The sequence below is a fragment of the Streptomyces sp. NPDC056361 genome (assembly GCF_042262805.1).
Classification (GTDB): Bacteria; Actinomycetota; Actinomycetes; order Streptomycetales; family Streptomycetaceae; genus Streptomyces.
Genome location: NZ_JBHJQI010000001.1, coordinates 156,945 through 181,743 on the forward strand (window position 1 = coordinate 156,945; position 24,799 = coordinate 181,743).

At 71.8% G+C, this 24,799-nt stretch carries 25 protein-coding genes and 1 riboswitch; of the genes, 8 read left to right on the forward strand and 17 right to left on the reverse strand.

Annotated elements, in window-relative coordinates; all coding sequences use genetic code 11:
* The first annotated feature begins 256 nt into the window (after nucleotides 1-256).
* Nucleotides 257-1,522: a PTS transporter subunit EIIC gene (locus tag ACFCY7_RS00700; protein WP_367823984.1), complete on the forward strand. Its 1,266-nt coding sequence runs from the start codon at nucleotides 257-259 to the stop codon at nucleotides 1,520-1,522.
* A 118-nt stretch (nucleotides 1,523-1,640) separates the two neighbouring features.
* On the opposite strand, the gene ACFCY7_RS00705 is transcribed toward ACFCY7_RS00700, so the two are convergent.
* The gene (locus tag ACFCY7_RS00705) at nucleotides 1,641-2,393 is read right to left on the reverse strand and encodes an MBL fold metallo-hydrolase (RefSeq protein WP_376480260.1); all 753 of its coding nucleotides are present in this window, start codon (nucleotides 2,391-2,393) and stop codon (nucleotides 1,641-1,643) included.
* Nucleotides 2,394-2,597: 204 nt separating this feature from the next.
* Between ACFCY7_RS00705 and ACFCY7_RS00710 the strand changes: the two genes are divergently transcribed.
* Nucleotides 2,598-3,095: a type II toxin-antitoxin system PemK/MazF family toxin gene (locus ACFCY7_RS00710; RefSeq protein WP_376480261.1), complete on the forward strand. Its 498-nt coding sequence runs from the start codon at nucleotides 2,598-2,600 to the stop codon at nucleotides 3,093-3,095.
* A 10-nt stretch (nucleotides 3,096-3,105) separates the two neighbouring features.
* Here ACFCY7_RS00710 and ACFCY7_RS00715 read toward each other — a convergent pair whose 3' ends face one another.
* From ACFCY7_RS00715 to ACFCY7_RS00745, 7 genes are all read right to left on the reverse strand, one after another.
* On the reverse strand, nucleotides 3,106-4,056 hold the full coding sequence (locus ACFCY7_RS00715) for a PLP-dependent cysteine synthase family protein (protein ID WP_017237081.1): 951 nt from the start codon (nucleotides 4,054-4,056) through the stop codon (nucleotides 3,106-3,108).
* A gap of 5 nt (nucleotides 4,057-4,061) precedes the next feature.
* A complete protein-coding gene (locus tag ACFCY7_RS00720) occupies nucleotides 4,062-4,340 on the reverse strand; it encodes a MoaD/ThiS family protein (RefSeq protein ID WP_376480262.1) in 279 nt (92 codons plus the stop codon).
* 113 nt (nucleotides 4,341-4,453) lie between these two features.
* Nucleotides 4,454-4,570 carry a putative leader peptide gene (locus tag ACFCY7_RS00725; protein ID WP_017237079.1) on the reverse strand — a complete coding sequence of 39 codons (117 nt, stop codon included), beginning with the start codon at nucleotides 4,568-4,570 and terminating at the stop codon, nucleotides 4,454-4,456.
* Nucleotides 4,571-4,614: 44 nt separating this feature from the next.
* Nucleotides 4,615-5,400 (reverse strand): ABC transporter ATP-binding protein, encoded by a 786-nt coding sequence (locus ACFCY7_RS00730; protein ID WP_376480263.1) that lies wholly within the window; start codon nucleotides 5,398-5,400, stop codon nucleotides 4,615-4,617.
* 31 nt (nucleotides 5,401-5,431) lie between these two features.
* Entirely contained in the window at nucleotides 5,432-6,502 is a 1,071-nt protein-coding gene (locus tag ACFCY7_RS00735; protein ID WP_376480264.1) for a FecCD family ABC transporter permease, read from the reverse strand.
* Complete coding sequence (locus ACFCY7_RS00740) at nucleotides 6,499-7,470, reverse strand: ABC transporter substrate-binding protein (protein WP_376480265.1); 972 nt, start codon at nucleotides 7,468-7,470, stop codon at nucleotides 6,499-6,501. The genes ACFCY7_RS00735 and ACFCY7_RS00740 overlap by 4 nt, the downstream gene beginning before the upstream one ends.
* Before the next feature lie 41 nt (nucleotides 7,471-7,511).
* Nucleotides 7,512-7,647: riboswitch (cobalamin riboswitch) on the reverse strand.
* Nucleotides 7,640-8,278, reverse strand: coding sequence for an HD domain-containing protein (locus ACFCY7_RS00745; RefSeq protein ID WP_376480266.1), 639 nt, complete (start codon nucleotides 8,276-8,278; stop codon nucleotides 7,640-7,642). Its footprint overlaps the riboswitch before it by 8 nt.
* 73 nt (nucleotides 8,279-8,351) lie before the next feature.
* Here ACFCY7_RS00745 and ACFCY7_RS00750 point away from each other — a divergent pair, with 73 nt between their 5' ends.
* Nucleotides 8,352-9,323: a GlxA family transcriptional regulator gene (locus ACFCY7_RS00750; RefSeq protein WP_376480267.1), complete on the forward strand. Its 972-nt coding sequence runs from the start codon at nucleotides 8,352-8,354 to the stop codon at nucleotides 9,321-9,323.
* Here ACFCY7_RS00750 and ACFCY7_RS00755 read toward each other — a convergent pair.
* The 4 genes from ACFCY7_RS00755 to clpS form a co-directional block, all read right to left on the reverse strand.
* Nucleotides 9,314-9,739 (reverse strand): Mov34/MPN/PAD-1 family protein, encoded by a 426-nt coding sequence (locus ACFCY7_RS00755; protein WP_376480268.1) that lies wholly within the window; start codon nucleotides 9,737-9,739, stop codon nucleotides 9,314-9,316. The two genes, ACFCY7_RS00750 and ACFCY7_RS00755, sit on opposite strands and share 10 nt — an antisense overlap.
* Before the next feature lie 76 nt (nucleotides 9,740-9,815).
* Nucleotides 9,816-11,252: an amino acid permease gene (locus ACFCY7_RS00760; RefSeq protein WP_376480269.1), complete on the reverse strand. Its 1,437-nt coding sequence runs from the start codon at nucleotides 11,250-11,252 to the stop codon at nucleotides 9,816-9,818.
* 321 nt (nucleotides 11,253-11,573) lie between these two features.
* Entirely contained in the window at nucleotides 11,574-12,158 is a 585-nt protein-coding gene (locus ACFCY7_RS00765; protein WP_376480270.1) for a DUF2017 domain-containing protein, read from the reverse strand.
* The gene (gene clpS / locus ACFCY7_RS00770; protein WP_017237073.1) at nucleotides 12,158-12,463 is read right to left on the reverse strand and encodes an ATP-dependent Clp protease adapter ClpS; all 306 of its coding nucleotides are present in this window, start codon (nucleotides 12,461-12,463) and stop codon (nucleotides 12,158-12,160) included. Before clpS ends, ACFCY7_RS00765 begins: the two co-directional genes overlap by 1 nt.
* 115 nt (nucleotides 12,464-12,578) lie before the next feature.
* On the opposite strand from clpS, the gene ACFCY7_RS00775 reads away from it, so the two are divergent.
* Together ACFCY7_RS00775 and ACFCY7_RS00780 are read left to right on the forward strand one after the other, a co-directional pair.
* A complete protein-coding gene (locus ACFCY7_RS00775; RefSeq protein ID WP_376480271.1) occupies nucleotides 12,579-13,907 on the forward strand; it encodes a nicotinate phosphoribosyltransferase in 1,329 nt (442 codons plus the stop codon).
* Between the two features lie 120 nt (nucleotides 13,908-14,027).
* The gene (locus tag ACFCY7_RS00780) at nucleotides 14,028-14,627 is read left to right on the forward strand and encodes a nicotinamidase (protein WP_376480272.1); all 600 of its coding nucleotides are present in this window, start codon (nucleotides 14,028-14,030) and stop codon (nucleotides 14,625-14,627) included.
* Nucleotides 14,628-14,636: 9 nt separating this feature from the next.
* Here ACFCY7_RS00780 and ACFCY7_RS00785 read toward each other — a convergent pair whose 3' ends face one another.
* Nucleotides 14,637-14,948, reverse strand: coding sequence for a hypothetical protein (locus ACFCY7_RS00785; RefSeq protein ID WP_033208243.1), 312 nt, complete (start codon nucleotides 14,946-14,948; stop codon nucleotides 14,637-14,639).
* 122 nt (nucleotides 14,949-15,070) lie between these two features.
* Nucleotides 15,071-17,479 (reverse strand): immune inhibitor A domain-containing protein, encoded by a 2,409-nt coding sequence (locus ACFCY7_RS00790; RefSeq protein ID WP_376480273.1) that lies wholly within the window; start codon nucleotides 17,477-17,479, stop codon nucleotides 15,071-15,073.
* Between the two features lie 330 nt (nucleotides 17,480-17,809).
* Here ACFCY7_RS00790 and ACFCY7_RS00795 point away from each other — a divergent pair, with 330 nt between their 5' ends.
* Nucleotides 17,810-18,088, forward strand: coding sequence for a hypothetical protein (locus ACFCY7_RS00795; RefSeq protein ID WP_376480274.1), 279 nt, complete (start codon nucleotides 17,810-17,812; stop codon nucleotides 18,086-18,088).
* A gap of 67 nt (nucleotides 18,089-18,155) precedes the next feature.
* Here the strand turns inward: ACFCY7_RS00795 and ACFCY7_RS00800 are convergent, their stop codons facing one another.
* Nucleotides 18,156-18,890, reverse strand: a complete 735-nt coding sequence (locus ACFCY7_RS00800) for an RDD family protein (protein WP_376480275.1) — start codon at nucleotides 18,888-18,890, stop codon at nucleotides 18,156-18,158.
* A gap of 229 nt (nucleotides 18,891-19,119) precedes the next feature.
* Nucleotides 19,120-20,712 (reverse strand): RDD family protein, encoded by a 1,593-nt coding sequence (locus tag ACFCY7_RS00805; RefSeq protein WP_376480276.1) that lies wholly within the window; start codon nucleotides 20,710-20,712, stop codon nucleotides 19,120-19,122.
* Nucleotides 20,713-21,077: 365 nt separating this feature from the next.
* On the opposite strand from ACFCY7_RS00805, the gene ACFCY7_RS00810 reads away from it, so the two are divergent.
* Nucleotides 21,078-21,569, forward strand: a complete 492-nt coding sequence (locus tag ACFCY7_RS00810; protein WP_376480277.1) for an SsgA family sporulation/cell division regulator — start codon at nucleotides 21,078-21,080, stop codon at nucleotides 21,567-21,569.
* A gap of 25 nt (nucleotides 21,570-21,594) precedes the next feature.
* On the opposite strand, the gene ACFCY7_RS00815 is transcribed toward ACFCY7_RS00810, so the two are convergent.
* Complete coding sequence (locus ACFCY7_RS00815) at nucleotides 21,595-22,962, reverse strand: FAD-binding oxidoreductase (protein WP_376480278.1); 1,368 nt, start codon at nucleotides 22,960-22,962, stop codon at nucleotides 21,595-21,597.
* Nucleotides 22,963-23,061: 99 nt separating this feature from the next.
* On the opposite strand from ACFCY7_RS00815, the gene ACFCY7_RS00820 reads away from it, so the two are divergent.
* Nucleotides 23,062-24,495 (forward strand): hypothetical protein, encoded by a 1,434-nt coding sequence (locus ACFCY7_RS00820; RefSeq protein ID WP_376480279.1) that lies wholly within the window; start codon nucleotides 23,062-23,064, stop codon nucleotides 24,493-24,495.
* Nucleotides 24,496-24,799 lie beyond the last annotated feature (304 nt).

The window sequence follows — 24,799 nt, forward strand, 5'->3', positions numbered from 1 at the left end:
TTCGGGGCTTTCGCCCCCCTCGTAAGCCCCGCCAAAGGCCCTCGGACCTCACCGTCCGGGGGCCTTATGTCGTGCATTTCAGGCTATGGCTGAGCCCACAAAATTCGCAGGTTCCTTATCTAAGTCTCACGTGCTAAAACTGGTCTACACCACTCATTGGTGTAGACCACGCGGTCCAGACCACCGCGTTCCACGAGACGTCGCCTCCCCCCGTGTTCACGTCCCTGGCGGCGCCTTGCCTTACTGGAGGAAGTTGATGAGTACGGCCACCGCCCAGGCCGCCGCTCCCGCGAAGAAGCGCGGATCCGGCCTGTTCCAGGGCCTGCAGAAGGTCGGTCGCAGCCTGCAGCTGCCGATCGCCGTGCTGCCGGCCGCGGGTATCTTGCTCCGTCTCGGCCAGCCCGACGTCTTCGGCGCCGACGGCCTCGGCTGGGGCAAGGTCGCTTCCGTCTTCGCCACCGCCGGCGGCGCGGTCTTCGACAACCTGCCCCTGCTCTTCTGCATCGGCGTCGCCATCGGCTTCGCCAAGAAGGCGGACGGCTCCACCGCCCTGGCCGCGCTCGTCGGCTTCCTGGTCTACAGCAACGTGCTGAAGGCCTTCCCCATCACCGAGGCCGTCGTCAACACGACCGCCAACAAGGGTGTCGACGTCGCCGCGACGTTCAACAACCCGGGCGTCCTCGGCGGCATCCTCATGGGTCTGCTCTCCGCCGTCCTGTGGCAGCGGTTCCACCGCACCAAGCTGGTCGACTGGCTCGGCTTCTTCAACGGCCGCCGTCTCGTCCCGATCATCATGGCCTTCGTCGGCACCGCCGTCGGCGTCGTGTTCGGTCTGGTCTGGGAGCCCATCGGCGAGGGCATCTCCAACTTCGGCGAGTGGATGACCGGCCTCGGTGCCGGTGGCGCCGGCCTCTTCGGTCTCATCAACCGCGCGCTGATCCCCGTCGGCATGCACCAGTTCGTGAACACCGTCTCCTGGTTCCAGATCGGCGACTTCACCAACGCGGCCGGCGAGGTCGTCCACGGTGACCTGAACCGCTTCTTCGCCGGTGACCCGAGCGCCGGAATCTTCATGTCGGGCTTCTTCCCGATCATGATGTTCGGCCTGCCGGCCGCCGCCATCGCCATCGCCCACGCCGCTCGCCCGGAGCGCCGCAAGGCCGTCATGGGCATGATGGTGTCCCTCGCGCTGACCTCCTTCGTCACCGGTATCACCGAGCCGATCGAGTTCACCTTCATGTTCATCGCGCCGGTCCTCTACGCGATCCACGCGGTCCTGACCGCCGTCTCGATGGCCGTCACCTGGGCGTTCGGTGTCCACGCGGGCTTCACCTTCTCCGCCGGCGGCATCGACTACCTGCTCAACTGGAACCTCGCGACCAAGCCGTGGCTGATCATCCCGATCGGTCTCGTGTTCGCGGCGATCTACTACGTGGTCTTCCGCTTCGCGATCACCAAGTTCAACCTCCCCACCCCGGGCCGCGAGTCCGACGAGGAGCTCGAGGACCTCACCAAGGCGTGATCCTCACCCGCACCGAAGGGAAGGCCCCGGAACCGACAGGTTCCGGGGCCTTCCCCGTTTCCGTACGAGCGGATTCCGTACGAGCGGATCCCGTACCGGCGGATTCGTACGATCCGACTCAGACCTCGTACACCGCGCCCGGCCTGGCCAGCTCCGACGGGCCCCGGTAGAGCGCGCGGGCATCCGTCAGGTTCTGCTCGCCGTCGGTCCACGGGGGGATGTGGGTGAGGACGAGACGGCCGACGCCGGCGCGGGTCGCCTCGGCGCCGGCCTCGCGGCCGTTGAGGTGGAGGGCGGGGATGTCCTCCTTGCCGTGGGTGAAGGAGGCCTCGCAGAGGAAGAGGTCGGTGCCGTCGGCGAGGTCGTGGAGGGCTTCGCAGACGCCGGTGTCACCGGAGTAGGTGAGCGAACGGCCGCCGTGCTCGACCCGGATGCCGTACGCCTCGACCGGGTGGCAGACCTTCTCCGTGCGGACGGAGAACGGGCCGATCTCGAAGCTGCCCGACTTCAGCGTGCGGAAGTCGAAGACCTCGCTCATCGCCGTGGCGGACGGGGTGTCCGCGTACGCCGTGGTCAGCCGCTGCTCGGCGCCCTCCGGCGCGTAGACGGGGATCGCGTCGCAGCGTCCGCCCTCGTGCCGGTAGTAGCGGGCGACGAAGTACCCGCACATGTCGATGCAGTGGTCCGCGTGCAGATGGCTGAGGAAGATCGCGTCGAGGTCGTACAGACCGATGTGTCGTTGCAGCTCGCCCAGGGCGCCGTTGCCCATGTCGAGGAGCAACCGGAAGCCGTCGGCCTCGACGAGGTAGCTCGAACAGGCCGAATCCGCGGACGGGAACGACCCGGAGCAACCGACGACGGTGAGCTTCATGGAGCGTGAACCTCCGTGGACGGGTACGGAAAGCGCGCTGAGGGAGGGGGGAGGCTGTGCGATCTGTCGAGCGTAAGGCGCACCAGGGCCTGTCGCTCCTTCGTGGTGGCCCGTTGTGGGCGAACTCACGGGCTCTGTCACCGGTTCGGATGGATGGCGGGCCGCTACGGCGAAGTGAACCGTGCGCCGGTACCGTCTTGAGGTATGGACACGTCGTGGTGGCCCGCGCTGGTCGCGGTCGTGGTGATCGCACTGGTGGTGGCGCTCGCCGACGGACGGAAGCGGTCGTCGCGGCGCCCGCGTCGGGGGCCGTCGGGGCGGACGCGTCCGCCGGCCCGGCCGCCGGTCCGGCCGAAGGCGCGGCCCGAAGGACCCCGGCGGGCTCCGGGGCGGGCGCCGCGGGCGGCCGAGATCTGGTGGGCCGACGTGCCCTTCGAGGACGGGCCCGGGTCGAAGGACCGGCCCTGTCTGGTGCTGTCGGTACGCGGGGACAGCGCGCTCGTCGCGAAGATCACCAGCAAGTACCACGACGAGCGGCCCGGGGTGATCGCGCTGCCGCCGGGGGCGGTGGGCGACGCGCAGGGGCGGCCGAGTTTCCTGGAGACGGACGAGCTGCGGGAGGTTCCCGTGGGGGATTTCCGCCGGAAGGTCGGAACGGCGGACCCGGTCGTGTGGGACCAGGTCCGCCATCTCGCGCGGTAGCGGGGTGGGCCTACGCCCAGAGCTGGCCCTGGACCGTCGCGATGGCTTCTTCCGTGGTGGCCGCGGTGTAGAGGCCGGTGGAGAGGTACTTCCAGCCGCCGTCGGCGACGACGAAGGCGATGTCGGCGGATTCGCCGGCCTTGAGGGCCTTGTTGCCGACGCCGATGGCCGCGTGGAGGGCGGCGCCGGTCGAGACGCCGGCGAAGATCCCCTCCTGCTGGAGGAGTTCGCGGGTGCGGGTGACGGCGTCGGCGGAGCCGACGGAGAAGCGGGTGGTGAGCACGGAGGCGTCGTAGAGCTCGGGGACGAAGCCCTCGTCGAGGTTGCGGAGGCCGTAGACGAGGTCGTCGTAGCGCGGCTCGGCGGCGACGATCTTGACGTCGGGCTTGTGCTCGCGGAGGTAGCGGCCGACGCCCATCAGCGTGCCCGTCGTGCCGAGGCCGGCGACGAAGTGGGTGATGGAGGGGAGGTCGGCGAGGATCTCGGGCCCGGTGGTGGCGTAGTGGGCGCCCGCGTTGTCCGGGTTGCCGTACTGGTAGAGCATCACCCAGGACGGGTTCTCGGCGGACAGCTCCTTGGCGACGCGGACCGCCGTGTTGGAGCCGCCCGCCGCGGGGGACGAGATGATCTCCGCCCCCCACATGGCGAGCAGCTGACGCCGCTCCTCGCTGGTGTTCTCGGGCATGACGCAGACGATGCGGTAGCCCTTGAGCTTGGCGGCCATGGCGAGCGAGATGCCGGTGTTGCCGCTGGTCGGCTCCAGGATGGTGCAGCCGGGGGTGAGCCGGCCGTCCTTCTCCGCCTGCTCGATCATGTGGAGCGCGGGGCGGTCCTTGACCGAGCCGGTCGGGTTGCGGTCCTCCAGCTTCGCCCAGATGCGGACGTCGTCCGAGGGCGAGAGCCGGGGGAGGCGGACCAGCGGCGTGTTGCCGACCGCGGCCAGCGAGGAGTCGTAGCGCATGTGGATCAGACCATGCCGCCGGCGACGGCCGGCAGGATCGTGACGCTGTCGCCGTCGGTGAGCTTGGTGTCGATGCCGTCGAGGAAGCGGACGTCCTCGTCGTTCAGGTAGACGTTGACGAAGCGGCGGAGCTTGCCGCCGTCGACGATGCGGGCCTCGATCCCGTTGTGGCGGGACTCCAGGTCGGCGAAGAGCTCGGCGAGGGTGTCACCGCTGCCCTCGACGGCCTTCTCGCCGTCGGTGTAGGTGCGGAGGATGGTCGGGATGCGGACCTCGATGGCCATGGCGTGGGCTCCTGTCGGAAGTGGCGTGGTGGGCGCGCTGCTGGGGCCCCGCGCGGAGGGGTCGTGCGGTGAGGTGCGCTCGGCCGGTCGTTCGCCGGTGGTTCGCCGGTGGTTCAGAACGCGGCGCGGGTCGTACACATCGCGCTGGCGAGGCGGCACAGGTCGACGTGCAGGCGACCTACGAGCATGACTGTGCCCGGAGTCTCTTCGCTCACGTCGTGGGAAACCATGGGCTCATCGTATCGATTCCCGGTCCGGGTTCCGGAATGTGATCTCACATGCTGGATGGTTCCTGACCGCCTGGCGGACTGTGCAGGTAGACGACGGTCGGGCTGCCCGTCCTCGGGTGCGGGATGACCTCGGCGTCCACCCCGTAGACGGCGTCCAGGAGGGCGGGGGTGAGGACCTCGGCGGGGGTGCCGCCGGTGACGATCCGGCCGCGTTCGAGGACGTAGAGGCGGTCGCAGTACGCCCCGGCGAGGTTGAGGTCGTGGAGGGCGAGCAGGTTGGTGGTGCCCAGGGTGCGGACGAGGGCGAGGACGTCGAGCTGGTGGCGGATGTCCAGGTGGTTGGTGGGCTCGTCGAGGACGAGGAGGGCCGGGTCCTGGACCAGGGCGCGGGCGACGAGGGCGCGTTGGCGTTCGCCGCCGGAGAGGGTGGGGTAGGGGCGGTCGGCGAGGTCCGCGAGGCCGACGCGGGCGAGGGCGGCGGCCGCGTGCTCCCGGTCGGCGTCCGTGTCGCCCTCCCAGAAGCGCTTGTGCGGGGAGCGGCCGAGGGCGACGAGTTCGCGGACGGTGAGTTCGAACTCGGCTCCGCCGTCCTGCGGGACGGTGGCGACGCGGCGGGCGCGGGCCTTGGGGCCGAGGGCGCGGAGGTCGTCGCCGTCGAGCGTGGCGCGGCCCGAGGTGGGTGCGAGGGTGCCGTAGACGCAGCGCAGGAGGGTGGTCTTGCCGCTGCCGTTGGGGCCGATGAGGCCGACGGTCTCGCCGGGGCCGACGGTGAGGTCGACGGAGCGGAGGCGGTCCTCGTACGAGAGTCCGCGCAGGCGGAGCTCGGTCACGGGCGGGGTCCTTCCGGGCGGTGCGGCGCGGTCACAGGGGTGTTCCTTCCGGGCGGCGGCGCATCAGCCAGAGGAAGAAGGGGCCGCCGGTGAGGGCAGTGAGGACGCCGACGGGGATGTCCTGGGGTGCGGCGACGGTCCGGGCGGCGAGGTCGGCGAGGACGAGGGCGAGCGCGCCGCCGAGCGCGGCGACCGGCAGGAGGCGGCGGTGCGGGGCGCCGACGGCGAGGCGGGCGGCGTGCGGGGCCATCAGGCCGACGAAGCCGACGGCTCCGCTGGCGGCGACCATGACGGCGGTGACGAGGGAGGCGAGGACGAAGACGGCGGCGCGGAACCGGGCGGTGTCGAGGCCGAGGACGGTGGCTCCCTCCTCGCCGGTGAGGAGCAGGTCGAGGGGGCGGGCGAGGGTGAGGAGGACGCCGACGCCGAGGGCGAGGACGGCGGCGGGCAGGGCGAGGGTGTCCCAGCGGGCGCTGCCGAGGCCGCCGAGGGACCAGTGGAGCGCCTCCTGGAACTGCTCGGGGCGCCCGGCGACGACGAGGAGCAGGGTGGCGAGGGCGGACAGGACGTAGGAGACGGCGACCCCGGCGAGGACGAGCCGGGCGCCGGTCATGGTGCCGCCGCGGCGCGCGAGCCCGTAGACGAGGACGAGTGCGAGGAGGGCGCCGGCGAAGGCTCCGGCGGGGAGGGCGAGGGTGGTGGTGACCCCTCCCCCGATGCCGAGGACCAGGACGAGGACGGCGCCGGCGGAGGCTCCGGAGGAGATCCCGAGGAGGAAGGGGTCGGCGAGCCGGTTGCGGACGAGGGCCTGGAGGACGGCGCCGACGACGGCGAGTCCGGCGCCGACGACGATGCCGAGGAGGACGCGGGGCAGCCGTACGTCGAGCACGATCGTCCGGTACGGCGAGGGGCCCGCCCGTCCGGTCAGGGCGTCGAGGACCTGGCCGGGCGGGATGCGGACGGAGCCGAGCGCGAGGGAGGCGAGCGCGGCGGCGGCCAGTGCGAGGACGAGTCCGGCGACGACGAGGGCGTACCGTGCGGGGCCCGTGCCCGGGGCCGCCGTGCGGGCGGGGGTCCGGGCCGGGCGGAGTGCGGTGCTCACCGGGCGGGGTGGAGCTGGGCGGCCAGCTTGTCGACGGCGCCGGGGACGCGGACGCCGAGGACGGTGTCGGAGAGGGGCAGCACGGCGAACCGGTGGTTCCTGATGGCGGGGACGTCCTTGAGTGCGGGGTCGTCGAGGAGCCGCTTCTTCTTCTGTTCGACGGTGGTGGAGCCGTAGTCGTAGATCACGATGACGTCCGGGCGGCGGTCGACGACCTGTTCCCAGGTGGCGTCGCCGAAGGCCTTGTCGAGGTCGGCGAAGACGTTCCGGCCGCCGGCGCGGGTGATGAGCTCGTTGCCGATGCCCTTGCCGCCGGCGGTGAAGGCGGTCTTGTCGCCGCTGTCGTAGACGAAGACGGAGACGGGCCGGGTGCCGTCGAGCCGCTTCTCCGTGGCGGCGACGGTGGCGCGGGCCTGCCGGATCCACGTCTCGGCGCGGTCGGCGACGCCGAACGTCCGGCCGGTCTCGCGGACTTCGCGGTAGAGGTCCTCGACGGAGGGCGAACCGGTGGGGCAGTACTCGGTGTTGAGGCGGGTCGCGATGCCGGAGCGCGCCAGGTCGTCGCGGCTCCGGCCGTCCTCGGCGGAGAAGGCGGAGGAGTAGCCGCCGTACACGAAGTCGGGGTTCGCGGCGAGGAGGGCCTCCTTGGAGGGGTACTCCTTCGCGAGGACGGGCACGGTGCCGTACGCCTTCTCGTACGCGGGGAGGATCGCGTCGTCGAGGTAGGCGGTGCCGACGAGCGACTTCTCCAGGCCGAGCGCGAGCATGATCTCGGTGACGTGCTGGTTCATGGTGACCGCGCGCCGGGGCGGGGCCTGGTAGGTGTGCTGCACACCGCAGTTGGTGACGGTGTACGGGAATCCCGCGGCGGGTTTCGCGGGCGGCGCGGCGGCCTCGGGGGCGGCCGAGCAGGCGGCGAGCAGCGGGATCAGGACGACTGCGGACAGCAGCGGGCGACGCCAGGGCACGGCGGAACGGGCCTCCTCCGGGGATTTCCACGTCCCCGATCGGTGGTGAGAAGGCGGCAGGTCAGTTCCTGGCTTCCGCCCCCCCTGGGGAGGCGGTCACAGTGGCGGGACCGTGCCGGATTCGCACCGGCTTCCTGGGTCCTGCCGCCCTTTGGTCCCGGCCAGTGTCTCACTCGGGCCAGGGCGAGTCGCGGATGGTGGTCACGAAGTCGCCGGGGACGAAGCCGGGCACGTGGTGGCGCAGGACGTCGGCCTTGACGTTGCCGAAGGTGGTGTCCGGCTTGGGGGCGATGCCGTCGGCGAAGGCCTCCAGGATGCGGCGCTTGAAGTCGGGGCGGGGGTGGGCGGCGACGATCGCGGCCCGGTCGCCGGGGTCGACGGCGGCGGGGTCGTCGTAGCCGATGCCGAGGACGTCGTACTCGACGCCGGCGGTGACGAGCGCGACCTCGGGCTCCATGAACTCGGGCACGCCGGGGGTCGTGTGCAGGGCGATCGCGGTCCAGACCCGGCGCACGGCGTCCTCGTCGGCGCCTTGGGCGCGGAGGAACGCGGCGGCCTCCTCGGCGCCGTCGACCTCGAAGCGGCGTCCGCTCCCCCGGTGCTTCTCCCCGAGGCCGAGGTCGTGGAACATCGCGCCGACGTAGAGCAGTTCGGCGTCGAAGGCGAGGCCGCGGGCGCGGCCCTGGAGGGCGCCGAAGAGGTAGACGCGGCGGGAGTGGTCGTAGATCAGGTCGCTCGTGGTGTCGCGGACGAGTTCGGTGGCGGCGGTGGCGAGCCTGCTGTCGGGGATCAGCGCGAGTGCGTTCATGGGGACCAGCCTCGTCGCCGGGCCCGTACCCCTGCCATGTCCCTGCGGACAGGCATCCCACAGAATCGGACACGTGACGGTGCACACGGTGGTGGTGGCGGCTTTCGACGGTGTCCGGCTCCTGGACGTCTCGGCTCCCCTGGAGGTGTTCTCCACGGCGGGGTCCGGAGACCCGGCGGGGTCCGGGTACGAGGTCCTGGTGTGCACGCCCGACGGTCGGGACGTGCGGACGTCGTGCGGGCTGCGGATCGGGGCCGATCTGGCGGTGGCGGCGGTGGCGGGCGCGGACACGCTGGTCGTGCCGGGGGCGGTGGACGTGGAGCTGTGCGTGGCGGCGGCGCCGGCCGTGGCGGGGCTCGCGGCGCGCTCGGGGCGGGTGGCGTCGGTGTGCACGGGGGCGTTCGCGCTGGGTGCGGCGGGGCTGCTGGCCGGGCGGCGGGCGACGACGCACTGGGAGCACGCGGCGGAGCTGGCCCGCCGGTTCCCGGAGGCGGTGGTGGATGCGGACGCGATCCACGTGCGGGACGGGGAGGTGTGGAGTTCGGCGGGGGTGACGGCCGGGATCGACCTGTGCCTGGCGCTCGTGGAGGAGGACCGGGGGCCGGCGGTGGCCCGTGCGGTGGCCAGGGACCTGGTGGTCTTCCTGCAGCGGCCGGGCGGGCAGTCGCAGTTCTCGGCGGCCTCGCGGACTCCTCCGACGGCGCATCCGGTGGTCCGGCCGCTGCTGGACGCGGTGGTGGCCGATCCGGCGGCGGACCACAGCGCTCCGGTGCTCGCGCGGCGGGCGGGGGTGAGCGCCCGGCATCTGACCCGGTTGTTCCGGGAGCAGATCGGGGCGACGCCGGCGGGGTACGTGGAGCGGGTGCGGGTGGAGGCGGCCCGGATGCTCCTGGAGGGCGGGGCGAGCGTGACGGGGGCGGCGGCGCGGAGCGGTCTGGGGAGCGACGAGACGCTGCGGAGGGCGTTCGCCCGGCATTTCGGGGTGACGCCCTCCGCCTATCTGGCGCGGTTCCGCACGACGGCGGCGGACGCGTCCTACGCGTAGGCCTCGACGATCTCGACGTCCTCCTCGGTCACGACGCCGTCGACGATGTTGAAGGAGCGGAACTGGAAGGGGCCGGCGTCGTCGGTGTCGGCGGTGGACACGAGGACGTAGTGGGCCTGCGGCTCGTTGGCGTACGTGATGTCCGTGCGGGACGGGTAGGCCTCGGTGGCGGTGTGCGAGTGGTAGACGATGACGGGCTCCTCGTCCCGGTCGTCCATCTCGCGGTAGAGCTTGAGGAGGTCCGCGGAGTCGAACTCGTAGAAGGTGGGCGAGCGGGCGGCGTTCAGCATCGGGATGAACCGCTCGGGGCGGCCGCTGCCGGCCGGGCCGGCGACCACGCCGCAGGCCTCGTCGGGGTGGTCCGCGCGGGAGTGTTCCACGATCTGGTCGTACAGGGCCCGGGTGATGGTCAGCATGCCGACAGGATAAGCAGACGGGCCGCCCCGTACCGAGGAGTGGTACGGGGCGGCCCGGATGCTGGACGGAGGCCGGTCAGGAGCGCTTGGCGAAGGCGGCGCCCTCGGGGTTGCGGGCCTTGAGGACCAGGTAGGAGACGGCGAGGACGAGGCCCCAGACGGGCGCGCCGTACAGCGCGACCCGGTTGTCCTTGTCCATGCCCATGGTCACGACGACCATGGTGATGAAGGCGAGCGAGAAGGCGCTGAACCAGATGCCGCCCGGCGCCTTGAACGACGACTGCGGGAGCTCGCCCCGGTCGGCCTTGATCCGGTAGCGGATCTGGCAGATCAGGATGACGATCCAGGCCCACATGCCGGAGATGGTGGCGAAGGAGACGACGTAGTTGAACGCCTCGCCGGGCCACTGGTAGTTGATCCAGACGCCGAACATCATCAGTGCGGCGGAGACCGTGGTGCCGACGAGCGGGGTGCCGGACTTGGTCAGCTTGGTGAAGACCTTCGGGCCCTGGCCGTTGAGCGCGAGGTCGCGCAGCATGCGGCCGGTGGAGTACATGCCCGAGTTGCAGGACGACAGGGCCGCCGTGAGGACGACGAAGTTGACGATGGCGGCTCCGACGCTGAGGCCCATCCGCTCGAAGGCCTCGACGAACGGGCTGACGCCCGGCTTGAACGCGGTCCACGGGACGACCGACAGGATCATGATCAGCGCGCCGACGTAGAAGACGGCGATGCGCCACGGCACGGTGTTGATCGCCTTCGGCAGGACCGTCTTCGGGTCCTTGGACTCGCCCGCGGTGACGCCGACGAGCTCGACGGCGAGGAACGCGAACATGACCATCTGGAGGGTCATCAGGGTCGAGCCGATGCCGTCCTCGCCGGCGAAGAAGCCGCCGAGGTCCCACAGGTGGGTGACGGAGGCGGTGTCGCCGGCGTCGGAGAAGCCGAGGGTGAGGATGCCGGCGCAGATCAGGATCATGCCGACGATCGCGGTGACCTTGACCATGGAGAACCAGAACTCGAGCTCACCGAAGAGCTTCACGGAGATCAGGTTGGCGCCGTAGAGGATCACGGTGAAGACGAGGGCGGAGAGCCACTGGGGGATGTCCCACCAGTACGTCATGTAGGTCGCGGCGGCGGTCACCTCGGTGATGCCGGTGACGACCCAGAAGAGCCAGTAGGTCCAGCCGGTCGCGAAGCCGGCGAACGGGCCGATGAACTCCCGGGCGTACTCCGAGAAGGAGCCCGAGACCGGGCGGTACATGAGGAGCTCGCCGAGCGCCCGCATGATGAAGAAGATGACGAGGCCCGCGATGGCGTACGCGAGGATCAGGCTCGGTCCCGCGATGGAGATGCCCTTGCCCGCACCGAGGAAAAGTCCGGTGCCGATGGCGCCGCCGATCGCGATCATCTGGATCTGGCGGGCGCCGAGTGCCCGGTGGTAGCCCTCGCCCGGTGCGGAGTCCTCGGCCTCATTGCCGTCGTGCTGCTGGTCGACCTGCACTGAGGTCATGGTGGTGCGCCTTTCTCCATACCGATCCGCGCGACTGCGAGTGCGTCTGCTGCGGATCAGTTCCTGATCCCCCCGGATGTGGATGGAGTGCCACCGGCGGTCAGCCGGTCCAAGCGCCCTCGGGAACAGGGGTGGCGTCCCCGAGCGGTCGTGAAGATTTATCACGGGGTGGGGGGCGATCGAGGGAGTTGCGAGTGACGCGCACCACATAAAAATGCGGACAAAAGGAACTCAAGACGACACGGCGGACGCTCTGATAACGCATTCGTTATCCGGATTTGAGCGTCCGCTGAGCGAACATCCGCCGTCGGGGAGACCCCGCTACGGCATCAGGGTCATGACGAGGGACTCCTGGAGCGCCCCCAGCCAGAGGTACGCCATCACCATCGGCTTGCGCGGGTCGGAGTCCGGCAGCCGGTACAGCTGCTCGCTCTCCTCGTCGTCCGTGACGTCGAGGCGCGTCCCGATGGTCAGCCGGAGGTCGTTGAGCGCGCCGAGCCAGGCCCGGGACTCGTCGGGGGTCAGCTTCAGGACCGCGCCGCCCTCGCCCGCCGCATCGGCGGAGAGCCCGTCCAGGGCGCGGACCACCACGAGGGCGTCCTCGCGCTTGCGGGCCCGCAGGTCGTTCTCCGTGTAGCGGCGGAAGTCGGAGGCGGCCGCCCGCAGCTCCTCGCTGTCGTCGCCGTACGCGTCGGGGAAGAGGCGCTTGAGCGCGGGGTCGGACGGCGGCTCGCTCGGCCCCTCGGAGAACAGCGCGGCCAGCGGGTCGGCGTCCGCCGCCGGCTCGTCGCCCGGCCCGATCAGCTCCATGAGCTGGACGGCGAGGGAGCGCAGGATGGAGATCTCGACGTCGTCGAGCGCGACGGCGGCGCCGCCGCCGGGCAGGGACTCGAAGTGGCCGGCCATCAGAAGCGGTCCTGGGTGAGGGTCGCCCAGAGGCCGTAGCCGTGCATCGCCTGCACGTCGCGTTCCATCTCCTCGCGGGTGCCGCTGGAGACCACCGCGCGGCCCTTGTGGTGCACGTCGAGCATCAGTTTGTGCGCCTTGTCCTTGGAGTAGCCGAAGTACGACTGGAAGACGTACTCCACGTAGCTCATCAGGTTGACCGGATCGTTGTGCACGAGGGTCACCCACGGCACGTCGGGCTCGGCGACCGCGGAGACCTCCTCAGCCGATTCCGTACGTTCGATCTCAATAGGCGCGACGCTCACTCACCCCATGTTGTCACCCCTGGGGGTCCGTCGCACAAACGGGGCGCGCCCTCGGCGGAAGACATCCGGCGATAGAAATCGTCAGACTGACGATTTCTGCGCTAGCATCGCTGACATGAACGCTGCGGACCTTGGGCTGCCGGTGGACGTGCCGTCGACCGCGCTCTTCACCGATCAGTACGAGCTGACCATGCTCCAGGCGGCCCTGCGGGCCGGAACCGCCGACCGGCGCTCCGTCTTCGAGGTCTTCACCCGGCGGCTGCCCGAAGGGCGCCGCTACGGCGTCCTCGCGGGCGTCGGACGGGTGCTGGACGCCGTCGAGAACTTCCGGTTCGACCCCGCCGTCCTGGGCTTCCTGCGCGAGCACGGCATCGTCGACGAGCCGACCCTGGAGTGGCTGGCCCGCTACCGCTTCTCCGGCGACATCTGGGGGTACCCCGAGGGCGAGGTGTACTTCCCCGGCTCGCCCGTGCTGCGCGTCGAGGGCTCCTTCGCCGAGTGCGTGCTCCTGGAGACGGTGATCCTCTCCATCCTCAACCACGACTCGGCCATCGCCGCGGCCGCGTCCCGCATGTCGGCCGCGGCCGGCGGACGGCGCCTGATCGAGATGGGCGCCCGGCGCACCCACGAGCTGGCGGCCGTCGCCGCCTCCCGCGCCGCCTACGTCGGCGGCTTCGACTCCACCTCGGACCTCGCGGCCGGCTTCCGCTACGGCATCCCGACCGTCGGCACCTCCGCCCACGCCTTCACCCTGCTCCACGACAGCGAGCGGGACGCCTTCCGGGCCCAGGTCGACTCCCTGGGGCGCGGGACGACCCTGCTCGTCGACACCTACGACGTGGCCGAGGCCGTCCGGACCGCCGTCGAGGTGGCCGGGCCCGAGCTCGGGGCCGTCCGGATCGACTCCGGCGACCTGCTGCTCGTCGCCCACCGGGTGCGGGCGCAGCTCGACGAGCTGGGCGCGGTCGACACGCGGATCGTGGTCACCTCGGACCTCGACGAGTACGCCATCGCCTCGCTCGCGGCGGCCCCGGTCGACGCGTACGGGGTGGGGACGCAGCTGGTGACCGGCAGCGGCCACCCGACCTGCTCCATGGTCTACAAGCTGGTGGCGCGGGCCGCGTCGGCCGACCCGAAGGCGCCCCTGGTGCCGGTCGCCAAGAAGTCCGTGGCCGGCAAGGCGTCGGTCGGCGGCCGCAAGTGGGCGGCCCGCCGCCCGGACGCGTACGGGGTCGCCGAGGCGGAGGTCCTGGGCACCGGTCCCGTCCCGCCGGAGCTCGCCGACCACCAGCTCCTGGTCGAGCTGGTCAAGGGCGGTGACGTGGTGGCCCGGGAGCCGCTGGAGACCGCCAGGTCGCGGCACATCGCGGCGCGCGGCGGACTGCCGATGTCGGCGATCCAGCTCTCCCGGGGCGAGCCGGTGCTGCCGACGGAGTACCTGTAGGTCCTCCGGAGCACTCCGGAGGACCTCGGGGACGCCCCCTCCCGCCGGGAGGGGGAAGTCTCTAGGCTCGAACCCGTCCCCGAGACCCCACCCCCATCCGACGCGCTAAGGACACCCGCCATGCACCGCGCATTGATCGTTGTGGACGTTCAGAACGACTTCTGCGAGGGCGGCAGCCTCGCGGTGACGGGGGGCGCGGACGTCGCCGCCGCCATCACCGACCTGGTCGGCCAGACGGCGGGCACCTCCTACCGGCACGTGGTCGCCACCCGCGACCACCACGTCGACCCGGGGGCGCACTTCGCGCCGGCCGGCGAGGACCCGGACTACGTGTCCTCGTGGCCGGTGCACTGCGTGGCCGGGACGGAGGGCGTCGGCTTCCACCCGAACTTCGCGCCCGCCGTCGCCAGCGGCGCGATCGACGCCGTCTTCGACAAGGGCGCGTACTCCGCCGCGTACAGCGGCTTCGAGGGGCGCGACGAGAACGGCGAGACGCTCGCGGAGTGGCTGCGCGACCGGGACGTCACCGAGGTCGACGTGGTCGGGATCGCCACCGACCACTGCGTGCGGGCGACGGCCCTGGACGCGGCGCGGGAGGGCTTCCGGACGCTGGTGCTGCTCGACCTGACGGCGGGCGTCGCGAAGGAGACCACGGACCGGGCCCTCGACGAGCTCCGGACCGCGGGCGTGGAGCTGACCGGCAAGCCGGTCGTCGCGTAGCGCCGGGCGCTACGCGGCGGGTTCCCTCGGGAGGGACCGTACGGGGTGCCAGAGCTCCTGCGCGGTGCCCGGGGTCGATTTCCACAGCAGGCCGTCGGGGTGGTGCAGGACGGCCGTGATCTCGTCCGGGGTGGGCGGCTCGCTGTTGCCGCGGAGGTAGACCGCCCGCAGGCCGAGGTTCCGCAGCCGGGTCAGGGCGCGGGCACGGTTCGCGGCGTGCACCAGGAAGCGGACCGTGGCTCCGTCGCGGGCCGGGCTCGGGAGCCCTATCGCGACGACCACGCTGCCGCCCGGCAGCTTGCAGAACCCTCCATTGGGCATGCGGAACCACTCCCCCGTGGATCAGATGTCAATAAGAAAAGCGTCAGAGGCACCTAAACACGATCGGCCGCCGCCCGCTAGGGGGCGACGGCCGATCATGCTTTGACCTGCGGTTTTACTGATTACTTCGTGGACGGACCCACCTGGACCGTGATCGTCTGGCCGTTCTTCGGCTCCTTGACGACCTGGATCTTGGTGTTGGTGTCAGTTACCTGGACACCGGCACGCGGGGTCTCGGCGAACCAGTAGACGCCCTTGCGGTCGTCGAAGGTCGGGTTGCCGGCCTGGGACGGGACCCAGGTCGAGACGCCGGCCTTGTGCAGGGCGAAGCCCTCGGTGCGGGCGAGCGTGAACGGCGAGTCGTACGCCTGGACGCGGTTGCGCATCAGGGTGCCGTCGGACCACTTCAGCGGCGTCGGGTGCGAGTCGATCGGGAGGATCAGACCCTTGCCCGGGTGCTGGGAGGTGTTGTTGTCCTTCTGGGACAGGTCCCACTTCCAGATCAGCAGGCCGTTCTGGTACGCGTAGTGCTCGACCCAGCTCGCCTTGTCACCCGTGAAACCGAAGTTGTACGGGCCGACCTTGAGGGTCGCGTCGTACGAGACGTACTGGCGGTTCTCCGCGATGTAGTACTGCTCGTACTCCTTCGTGAAGCCCTTGCCCACGCGGGAGAAGCCCTTGGCCACCCAGCCGTTGTCACCGTTCTCGGCGTTGTCCGAGAAGACGGTGGCACCGTCGGCGGTCAGCGTGATGGCGTCGGCGGTGAAGCCCTTGCCGCCCGCGCCGCCGTCCGTCTGGTAGCGGAAGCGGAGCTGGACCTTCTTGCCCGCGTACGCACCCAGGTTGTAGACGAGCTTCTTGTGCGCGCCGGAGACGTCGGTCAGCGCCGGGGCGCCGGCCGCGTCGCGCGGGAGCGCCACGCCGTCGGCGGTGCCGTCCACGGCGGTCCAGTTGGCGCCGCCGTCCGTCGACACCTCGGTGTAGAGGTAGTCGTACTCGGCCTCGATGTCGTACCAGCCCTGGAGCTCCAGGGAGGCGGACGTCTTGCCGGTCAGGTCGACCTCACGGGTGAGCGTGTTCTTGAGGTCGTCACCCATGTTGCTCCACCACTGGGTCGCACCCTCGGCGGGAGCGACGATGTCAGTGGTGACACCCTTCTTCGGCAGCTCGACGAGGAGCGCCTGCGGGTTCTTGGTGTTGTACTCCGAGACGCCCAGGGTGTGGGTCGTCTTGGTGCCGCGCTGCCAGTCGCCGACCTTGGCGTAGTTCAGCCAGCCGAGCTGGAGCTTGTCCCACGCGGTCATGTCGCCGGGCAGGTCACCGATGGAGTCCTTGCCGGTGCCGAGCCAGGAGCCGGAGGACATGAGCGTCCAGAACCCCGTGGAGTTCTCGCCGCCCGCGGTGTCGTAGTGGTCCGGCAGACCGAGGTCGTGGCCGTACTCGTGCGCGAAGACGCCGAGGCCGCCGTTCTCCGGCTGCATCGTGTAGTCGCCGACCCAGATGCCGGTGTCACCGATCGGGGTACCGCCGGCCTTGTTGTTCGCCGGACCGGTCTTGCCCGCGTTGGTGCCGTAGGCGTACCAGCGGTGGGCCCACAGGGCGTTGGTGCCCTCGGCGCCGCCGCCGGCCGACTCGTCCTCGCCCGCGTGCACGAGCTGGAAGTGGTCGATGTAGCCGTCGGACTCGTTGAAGTTGCCGTCGCCGTCGAAGTCGTAACGGTCCCACTGGTCGTACGACGCGAGCTGGGCCTTGATCTGGGCGTCGGTCTGGCCCTTGGCCTTCTGGTCGGCGACCCAGGCGGTCAGACCGTCGCGGACGGTGTCCCAGACGTTGGCGCAGTTGGTCTGGCCGCAGTAGTTCGAGCCGTAGCGGGCCTCGTTGTACGGGACCTTGACCCAGTCGGAGACCGTGCCGTCGACCGAGTAGCGGCCGGACGAGGTCTTCTCGTAGTAGGTCTTCAGCGACTGCTTGGGCTGTCCCTTGGCGTCCTTGCCGGTGCCGAAGTACAGGTCCTGGAAGTGCTGCTGGTTGTAGTCCGCCTGCCAGGCCGTGGAGTTGTCGTTCGCACGGTCGGGCTGGGCTATCGCGTTGTGCAGCGGGCCGGGCGTGCCGCCGAACTTCGGCTTCAGGTCCGGCGTGTCGTCGTCCTTGCGGTCGACCAGGGTGGTGTTGTCCACCTGGTCGCCGAACTCGACGAGGATGGTGAAGATCTTGTCGGTCTTCTCGCGGCCCAGCTCGACGTACTTCTTGCTGCCGAGCTTGACGACCTGAGAGCCGCCGCGCTTCTCGACCTTGGCCTCGCCGTTGAGCACCTGCTCCAGAGCGGCCTTGCGCTGCTGGTCCTGCTGCTCGCTGAACGGACCTTCGAGGTCGTGGTCGACCGTCGTCTTGTCGACGGTCTGGATGCCGGCCGGCTCCACGCTCACGTGGTTGTCGGCCCAGGCGGTGGTGAAGGTCGAGGCGGTGGCGGCGGTGGCCGCGAGCGCCACGACGACTGCGGACGCTCTGATCGCCCGTCGTCTGTTGGTCACTTGGTGTGTTCCTCCCCGGCGCCCGCCGCCCTCGGACCGAATGGTGGGGTGTCCGTCCGGCGGGGTCGCGCGTCACAAGTGACGACATTCGACCGGAGTGAGACGAGAAAAGACAGATCTTGACTTGCACATACCAAGTGCACTATGCGGGAGTCGGATTCCGGTATTCGGACGCCCAGCAGGCGCATCCCGGTCGAGAATTGGGCATCTCGTGACCCTGTGCGCCCCCCGTGCACCGACGGCGTGGGTAAGGTCACGCTTACTTCCGACCCCGCTCGGGCATCCACCGTCTTAGAGTCGAACCGATGTCCCGAGAGGGCGGTACCCGTCATGCAGCGTCCGAACGCCGCACAGCTCGCCTACGGTTCGGCCACCGTCGTCCTCACGACCGTCGCCCTGCTGCTGCTCTCGCGTGTGACGACGACCCTCGGCATCGCGGTGATCTGCGCCGCCGGACTCCTGCTCGGCATTCTCGTGGCGGTGACGATGCCCGCACGGACGAGGCCCGTCAAGAGCCCCGCCGCGGTTCCGGCGCCCCCCGGAAACGAAACGATCCGCGTACCGGCTCCGCGCGTGGGCGCGGGGGCCGATACCCGGATCGGTTCGTGACGCTTCGTCCGTTCCCGTAGGCGCACACACCCGCGCACTCGCACGCGTACCCGCACAAAAGGGTTGCCTACTGCGGGATCGAGACCACCACCGTCTTCGCCGCCTTGTCGTGCAGACCCTGCTTGTACGGCTTGTCGACCAGGATCAGGATCAGCAGCAGCAGCGGCCACAGGCAGGCGCAGCAGATCAGCGCGGGCAGCCAGAGGACGACGGCCCGCAGCAGCGCCTGGCTCATCGGGGGCGTCGAGCCGTCGTTGAGCATCGCGACCCGCAGCTTCATCAGCTTCTTGCCGAGGGTCTGGCCGTTCTTGGCCACCATCACCGTGTCGTACGCCACGTACGCGACGATCGTGATGAGCTGGAAGACCAGCTGGCTGCCCCCGTTGAAGCTGTTGACCGTGTCCCCGAAGTCGTTCCCGTCCCGGGTGGCCCGCTCGTAGACGTCGAACGGGATGCCGATGATCGCCAGCGGAATCGCGATGATCACCCAGTCGACGAGCCGCGCCAGGATGCGGCGCCCGGAGTCCGCGAGCGGCGGCATCCCGGACAGCGGATCCGTCCCGCCGTACCCCCCGCCGTAGCCGCTCCCGTACGGGGGCGGGGGCATGTTGCCGCCGTACGGGGAGCCGTACGGGTTCCCGGGCGGCGGCCCTCCCGGCGGCGGCCCTCCCGGTGGAGGTCCGCCCGGCGGAGGTCCGCCCGGGGGCGGCCCAGCCGGCGGCGGCTCGCCGGCGGAGGGAGGCGGGGGCTCCTGCGGCCTCTTGCGGAACGGGTCGTCGTCGGGCGGCTGGTCGGTGCTCATGGGGGCAGTGCATCCCGGGGGCGACGACCCCGCAAAAGATCGCCGCCCGTTCGGGGGACGGGCCCTAGGGCCCGTCTGACAATTCGCGTCGGATCAGGCCGGGTCGTTCGGTGCGTGCGCTCGGTGTGCGGCCGGGGCGCCCTCGTAGCGGAGCTACTTGGGCGTTTCGGCCGTGCGCCGAGCGTGCGTGCCGGGCGGGCCGGACCCGGCGGGAATTGTCAGACAGGCCCTAGCGGGCCACGAAGGTGCGGGCCGCCTTGTCGTGCCAGCACTGGCGCCACGGGCGGTCGAAGAGGCACCACAGGACGTTGAGGACGCCGATGGCCAGGAGCCCGAGGACGCTGTAGAGGAACCAGCGGACGAACGCCTTCCCGAACGTCGGCGGCTGGTGCCCCTCGATGTCCCGCACCTGGAGACCGCACACCTTCTTGCCCAGGGTGCGGCCCCACTTGGCCGTCGGCAGCGCCTCGTACAGGACGCCGAGCACGAACAGCGCGGCCAGCGCGATGCCGAACTGGACGGCGGTCGTCGAGTCCACCAGCCAGACCTGGACGGTGACCCCGGACTGCCGGGCCGCCTCGATCTTTCCGTCGATGTGGTCGAGGGCCGCGGTCACGAACGGGAAGGAGGCCGCGCCGACCAGCGCCCCGAGGACGACGGTGTCGATCAGCCGCGCCGCCAGACGCCTGCCGAGCCCCGCCGGCCTGGCCGCCGCCTGCTCACGGGCCGCCTGCTGGAACACGTCCTCGACGGGCGGCTTCCAGGGGACGACGGGCTGCTGCTCCTGCGACGACTGCGGCTGCTGCGGCTGCTGCGACTGCTGCTGCTGCTGCGCCCAGGAGGGCGCCGCGGGGGCAGGGGTCGGGGTGGGCACGGCCGCGGCGGCGGGGGCCGGAGCCGACTGCGCGGGCCGGGGCCGGGGGGCCGGCTGGGGCTGGGGTCGCAGCTGCGGTTCCGGCCGGGGCTGCACGGGCTCCGGGGAAGGCGTGGGGATCGGCGTGACCGGCATCCCGCCCAGGCGGGCTGCGCCGCCCGTCGCCCGGGGGTCGGGCCCACGCGCGGGGACCTCGGCCGGCGCCTCGGCCTGCTCGGTCGCGCCCGCCACCGGCCACTCCGCCGGGGTGCGCGGGTCGGCGGCCCGGGGCGCGCCCCAGGAGACCTTCCGGTCGAGGTCGCCGCCGAAGCCGGTCTGCCGGGCGCTGTCCGCCTGCCAGGCCGAGGCCGGCTCCGGCGCGGCCGGCTCCTCGTCGAAGAAGACGGGCCCGGTCTCCTCCACCGCCGGCACGGGCACGTGCGCCTGCGCCTGCGCCGGAGCCGCGGCCCGGTGCTGCGGCTGGGCCCCGACGGGCCCGTGCTGGGCCGGCACGGAAGCGGCGGGCTGCACGGGGGCGGGGCCCTGGGGCTGGACGTGGCCCTGCGTCTGTACGGGGCCGGGGCCCTGGGTCCGGACGGGCTCGGGGGTCCGGACCGGGTCCGGGGTCCTGACCGGCTCCGGGGTACGGGCGGGGCCCGTGTGCCGGGCGGGTTCCGGGGTACGGGCGGGGTCCGTGTGCCTGAGCGGCTCCGTGGGCTCCGCGGGTCGGGCGGTGGCCCGGGCGGAGGGCTGGACGGGCGCCGGCGTGGGTCCGGAGGCCAGGATCGGGCCGGCCGGAATGGCCGAGGCGGGCGGTTGGGGCGGGACCTGGCCCTCCGGGGGCGCGGGCCGGCTCGTACCGGGGACCCAGGCGCCGCCGTTCCAGTACCGGATGTACCCGGGAATGGACGGATCCGGGTAGTACCCCGCCTGCGGTACCTCTTCGCCGCCTCCGGGAGGAGTAGCCACTGCCCCGACTCCGTTCAGTCACAACGCGTTTGATCCGCACGGCCGCGCGCCGGGCGTGCCGCGCCCAAGGAGGACAGTAACGAAGAACGTCCCCGAGGGAACAAAGAGCCCGCGAGAAAGGACGCCTTCGGGGGACGCATACCGGAATCGATCACTCCCGGTGATGTTCGGGCCGGTGCATCCGGCCCTCGTCCGACCTTCCTCGCGGCCGGTTGCCCGCCCGACTCCCCGCCCCGCTTCCTGCCCGGAGCCGCCCCGGAAAAACTTCCCGAAAAAACTTCCCGAAGTCGCGTAATGAACCGCGCGGACCCCGCTCTCTCCCTGTGAAGGCCCGCACGGGGCCGTCCGAGACAGGGAGCGCGACCATGCAGAACACCGACAACACCACCGTCGAGCGCGAGCTGGAGCTGAAGCTGGTGCTCTCCCCCGAGCGCTCCATCCCCGTCCCCGCCCGGCTCGCCTACCGCACCGACGACCCGTACGCCGTCCACATCACCTTCCACGTCGGCACGGAGCACCCGGTCAACTGGACCTTCGCGCGCGAACTCCTCGTCGAGGGCGTCTTCCGGGCCTGCGGCCACGGGGACGTGCGCATCTGGCCCACGAAGGTCGACGGCCGCAGCGTCATCCTGATGGCGCTCTCCTCCCCCGACGGCGACGCCCTCCTCGAAGCACCGTCCGCGCAGGTGTCGGCCTGGCTGGAGCGCACCCTGCGGACCGTCCCGCCGGGCACCGAGTCCGAGCGGCTCGGCATGGACGACGGGCTGGCCGAACTGCTGGCGACCACCGTGGTCACCGACGAGCTGTGGCTGCGCGACCCGTGGCCGTCGGACGAGTCGCAGGACGGCGAGCTGTGAGCCCGTACAGCGCCCTGAGGGGGCCTCAGAACAGCTTTCCGGGGTTGAGCAGCCCCAGCGGGTCGAAGGTCGCCTTGATCCCGCGCTGGAGCTCCAGGCCGACCGGCCCCAGCTCCCGTGCCAGCCACTCCTTCTTGAGGACGCCCACGCCGTGCTCGCCGGTGATCGTGCCGCCGAGGGCGAGCCCGAGCGCCATGATCTCGTCGAAGGACTCCCGGGCCCGCCGCGACTCGTCCTCGTCGGTGTGGTCGAAGCAGACGACGGGATGGGTGTTGCCGTCGCCGGCGTGCGCGCAGACGCCGATGGTCAGGCCGTACTTCTCCGCCACGGCCGCGGTGCCGTCGAGCATCTCGGCCAGCCGCGTCCGCGGCACGCACACGTCGTCGATCATCGTCGCGGACTTGATCGTCTCCAGGGCCGTGAGCGAGAGCCGGCGCGCCTGGAGGAGGAGTTCGGACTCGGCGGCGTCCGCGGCCGGGACGACCTCGGTGGCGCCCGCGGCCACGCACAGCTCCCCCACGGCGGCGAGGTCGGCGGCCGGGTCCGGGGTGTCGAAGGCACACAGGAGCAGCGCCTCGGTGGTGTCCGGCAGCCCCATGCGCGCCAGCTTGTTGACCGCCTGGACGGTGGTGCGGTCCATCAGTTCGAGCAGTGACGGCGTATGGCCGCGCTCCATGATGGTGCAGACGGCCGCGCAGGCCGCGGCCGCGGAGGGGAACTCGGCCGCGAGCGCGAGCTGCACGGGCGGCTGCGGCTTGAGCGCGAGCACCGCCCCCACGACGATGCCGAGGCTTCCCTCGGAGCCGACGAAGAGCCTGGTCAGGTCATATCCGGCGACGCCCTTCGCGGTGCGCCGGCCGGTGGTCAGGAGCCGGCCGTCGGCGAGGACGACGTCGAGACCCAGGACGTACTCCGCGGTCACCCCGTACTTGACGCAGCACAGACCCCCGGAGGCGGTGCCGATGTTCCCGCCGATGGTGCACGTCTCCCAGCTTGACGGGTCCGGCGGGTAGTACAGGCCGTGCTCGGCCACGGCCCGCGACAGCACGGCGTTGACGACACCCGGCTCGACGACGGCGATCCGGTCGACCGGGTTGATCTCCAGGATGCGGTCCATCTTCACCAGGGAGAGCACGATGCAGCCGTCGGAGGCGTTGGCGCCGCCGGAGAGGCCGGTACGGGCCCCCTGGGGCACGACGGGGACGCGGAACTCGGTCGCCGTCCGCATGACGTGCCGCACCTGCTCGACGGAGCGCGGGAGCACGACGACCGCGGGCGCCCCGGCCTCGCAGAAGCTCGCCATGTCACGGGCGTACGACGCCGTCACGTCCGGATCGGTGAGCAGCGCCTCGGCGGGAAGACCGGCGCGCAGCCGCGTCAGGAGATCGTCCATGCGTCCCAGCCTGGCACCCGGGGCCATCGGTGTGAACCCGCCGGGGCGGGCGCTTCACACGGTCTTCGGATGGGCGCGTCCGGGAGCACAGTGAGCGCCATGAAGACCCAGAACGTGTCGAGGACCGTGCTCGCGGCCGGGGTGGCCGCGGTGCTCGCGGCGACGGCGCTGCTGTACGTCCCCGAGCTGGTCGGCCAGGGGCCGCCGCCCCCGCCGGGTCCGGCCGAGCGGGCGACGATCGCCGCCCACGCGGGCGCGCAGGCCGCGCTCCCCGACCTGGCCGCGCTGATCGCCGACCGCGAGAAGTGGCTGCGCGCCCACCCGGACGACGACGCGTCCTGGGCGGAGCTCGGCGCCGCGTACACGGAACGGGGCACGCGCCTCGGCGACGTCCGCGACTACCCGCGGGCCGAACGGGCCCTACGGCGCTCCCTCGCCGAACGGCCCGCCGCCCGCGGCAACCTCGACGCGCAGCTCGGGCTCGGCGCGCTCGCGGGCGCGCGCGGCGACTGGAAGACCGCCAAGGAATGGGGCGAGCGGGTCCGGAAGGCCGACCCGCGGCGCTGGACCGCCTACCCGGTGCTCATCGACGCGTACAACGGCCTCGGGGACCGCAAGGCCGCGCGCAAGGCGATGGAGACCCTCGAAGGGCTCCACGCGGGCGCGTCCGTACGCACCCGGGCCGCCCAGTCCTACCGCGACCGCGGCTGGCGCGAGGACGCCGACGCGGCCGCCCTCGACGCCGCCGCCCTCGCCGAGACCGACGCCGAGAAGACCGCGTCGCTCGCCCGGCTCGGCGACCTCGCCTGGGAACGGGGCGAACCGGAGGAAGCCCTCACCCGGTACGGCGCCGCGCTCCGGCTCCTACCGGGCCACGGGCCCTCCCTCGCCGGCCGGGCCCGGGCCCTCGCCGCCCTCGGCCGCACGGACGACGCACTCCGCGACTGGCGGGCCGCCCTCGCCCGGCTGCCCCTCCCCGAGTACCTCCTCGAAGCCGGCGAACTCCACGAGTCGCTCGGCCGCGACGGTGACGCCCAGGCCCTCTACACCCGCCTGCGCACCGGCACCTGGACCGGAGCCGAGACCACCCTCGGCCTCTACGAGGCGGACCACGGCGACCCCGCCGCCGCGGCCGTCCGCATGCGCGCGGAATGGGCCCGCGGCCACCGCTCGCTGCGCGCCGCCGACGCCCTCGGCTGGGCCCTCCACCGCTCCGGCTCCACCCGCGAAGCCCTCGGCTACGCCCGGATCGCCACCGACGAGGGGCTACGCAGCGCCCTCTTCACCTACCACCGCGCCGAGATCGAACGCACCCTCGACCTCGCCGGGCCCGCGCGTCGGCACCTCGCCGAGGCCCTCCGCATCAACCCGCACTTCTCCCCCCTCCACGCCCCCCGCGCCTCCACCGCCCTCGCGGTCCTCTCCGACCTCCCCGACGACCTCCCCCTCGAACTCCGCCCCGCCGCCCCGTCCCCCAAACCCACGAAACCCCCGGCCCCATCGGCGTCCACGCCGACGGAACCGGGGGAATAACGCCCCGACCCGCCCCCGTACGGGCCGGGACACTCTGCCCGAACACGCACCCACACCCGTGTGGGCGCACGCATCCCCACCGCTGCCCCATGCAGACGCACGCGCCCCCGCCACCCACCCACCGTGTGGGCCCCCGCGCGCCGGCCGTCGCCCCGGCCCACCGCCGTGTGGGCAATCGTCCCTCCCCCAGACTTCGTCCGGGGGGACCCCCAGGGCGGGACGGGTGGGCACACGGGGCGGCGCCCTCGGCGGCGCCCCCGCCCCTTGCGCCTGGACCCGCACCGACAGTGAGCCGTACCTGTGG

Excerpts from the sequence above, each read along its gene's own strand:
- ACFCY7_RS00765 (WP_376480270.1), bottom strand. The coding sequence starts at position 12,158 with ATGGCCGGCCACTTCGAGTCCCTGCCCGGCGGCGGCGCCGCCGTCGCG.
- ACFCY7_RS00760 (WP_376480269.1), bottom strand. The coding sequence starts at position 11,252 with ATGACCTCAGTGCAGGTCGACCAGCAGCACGACGGCAATGAGGCCGAG.
- ACFCY7_RS00815 (WP_376480278.1), bottom strand. The coding sequence starts at position 22,962 with ATGGACGATCTCCTGACGCGGCTGCGCGCCGGTCTTCCCGCCGAGGCG.
- ACFCY7_RS00715 (WP_017237081.1), bottom strand. The coding sequence starts at position 4,056 with ATGCGCTACGACTCCTCGCTGGCCGCGGTCGGCAACACGCCGCTGGTC.
- ACFCY7_RS00820 (WP_376480279.1), top strand. The coding sequence starts at position 23,062 with ATGAAGACCCAGAACGTGTCGAGGACCGTGCTCGCGGCCGGGGTGGCC.
- ACFCY7_RS00720 (WP_376480262.1), bottom strand. The coding sequence starts at position 4,340 with ATGGCCATCGAGGTCCGCATCCCGACCATCCTCCGCACCTACACCGAC.
- ACFCY7_RS00810 (WP_376480277.1), top strand. The coding sequence starts at position 21,078 with ATGCAGAACACCGACAACACCACCGTCGAGCGCGAGCTGGAGCTGAAG.
- ACFCY7_RS00800 (WP_376480275.1), bottom strand. The coding sequence starts at position 18,890 with ATGAGCACCGACCAGCCGCCCGACGACGACCCGTTCCGCAAGAGGCCG.
- ACFCY7_RS00745 (WP_376480266.1), bottom strand. The coding sequence starts at position 8,278 with ATGAACGCACTCGCGCTGATCCCCGACAGCAGGCTCGCCACCGCCGCC.
- ACFCY7_RS00785 (WP_033208243.1), bottom strand. The coding sequence starts at position 14,948 with ATGCCCAATGGAGGGTTCTGCAAGCTGCCGGGCGGCAGCGTGGTCGTC.
- ACFCY7_RS00705 (WP_376480260.1), bottom strand. The coding sequence starts at position 2,393 with ATGAAGCTCACCGTCGTCGGTTGCTCCGGGTCGTTCCCGTCCGCGGAT.
- ACFCY7_RS00795 (WP_376480274.1), top strand. The coding sequence starts at position 17,810 with ATGCAGCGTCCGAACGCCGCACAGCTCGCCTACGGTTCGGCCACCGTC.
- ACFCY7_RS00700 (WP_367823984.1), top strand. The coding sequence starts at position 257 with ATGAGTACGGCCACCGCCCAGGCCGCCGCTCCCGCGAAGAAGCGCGGA.
- ACFCY7_RS00725 (WP_017237079.1), bottom strand. The coding sequence starts at position 4,570 with ATGGTTTCCCACGACGTGAGCGAAGAGACTCCGGGCACAGTCATGCTC.
- ACFCY7_RS00710 (WP_376480261.1), top strand. The coding sequence starts at position 2,598 with ATGGACACGTCGTGGTGGCCCGCGCTGGTCGCGGTCGTGGTGATCGCA.
- ACFCY7_RS00775 (WP_376480271.1), top strand. The coding sequence starts at position 12,579 with ATGAACGCTGCGGACCTTGGGCTGCCGGTGGACGTGCCGTCGACCGCG.
- ACFCY7_RS00755 (WP_376480268.1), bottom strand. The coding sequence starts at position 9,739 with ATGCTGACCATCACCCGGGCCCTGTACGACCAGATCGTGGAACACTCC.
- ACFCY7_RS00780 (WP_376480272.1), top strand. The coding sequence starts at position 14,028 with ATGCACCGCGCATTGATCGTTGTGGACGTTCAGAACGACTTCTGCGAG.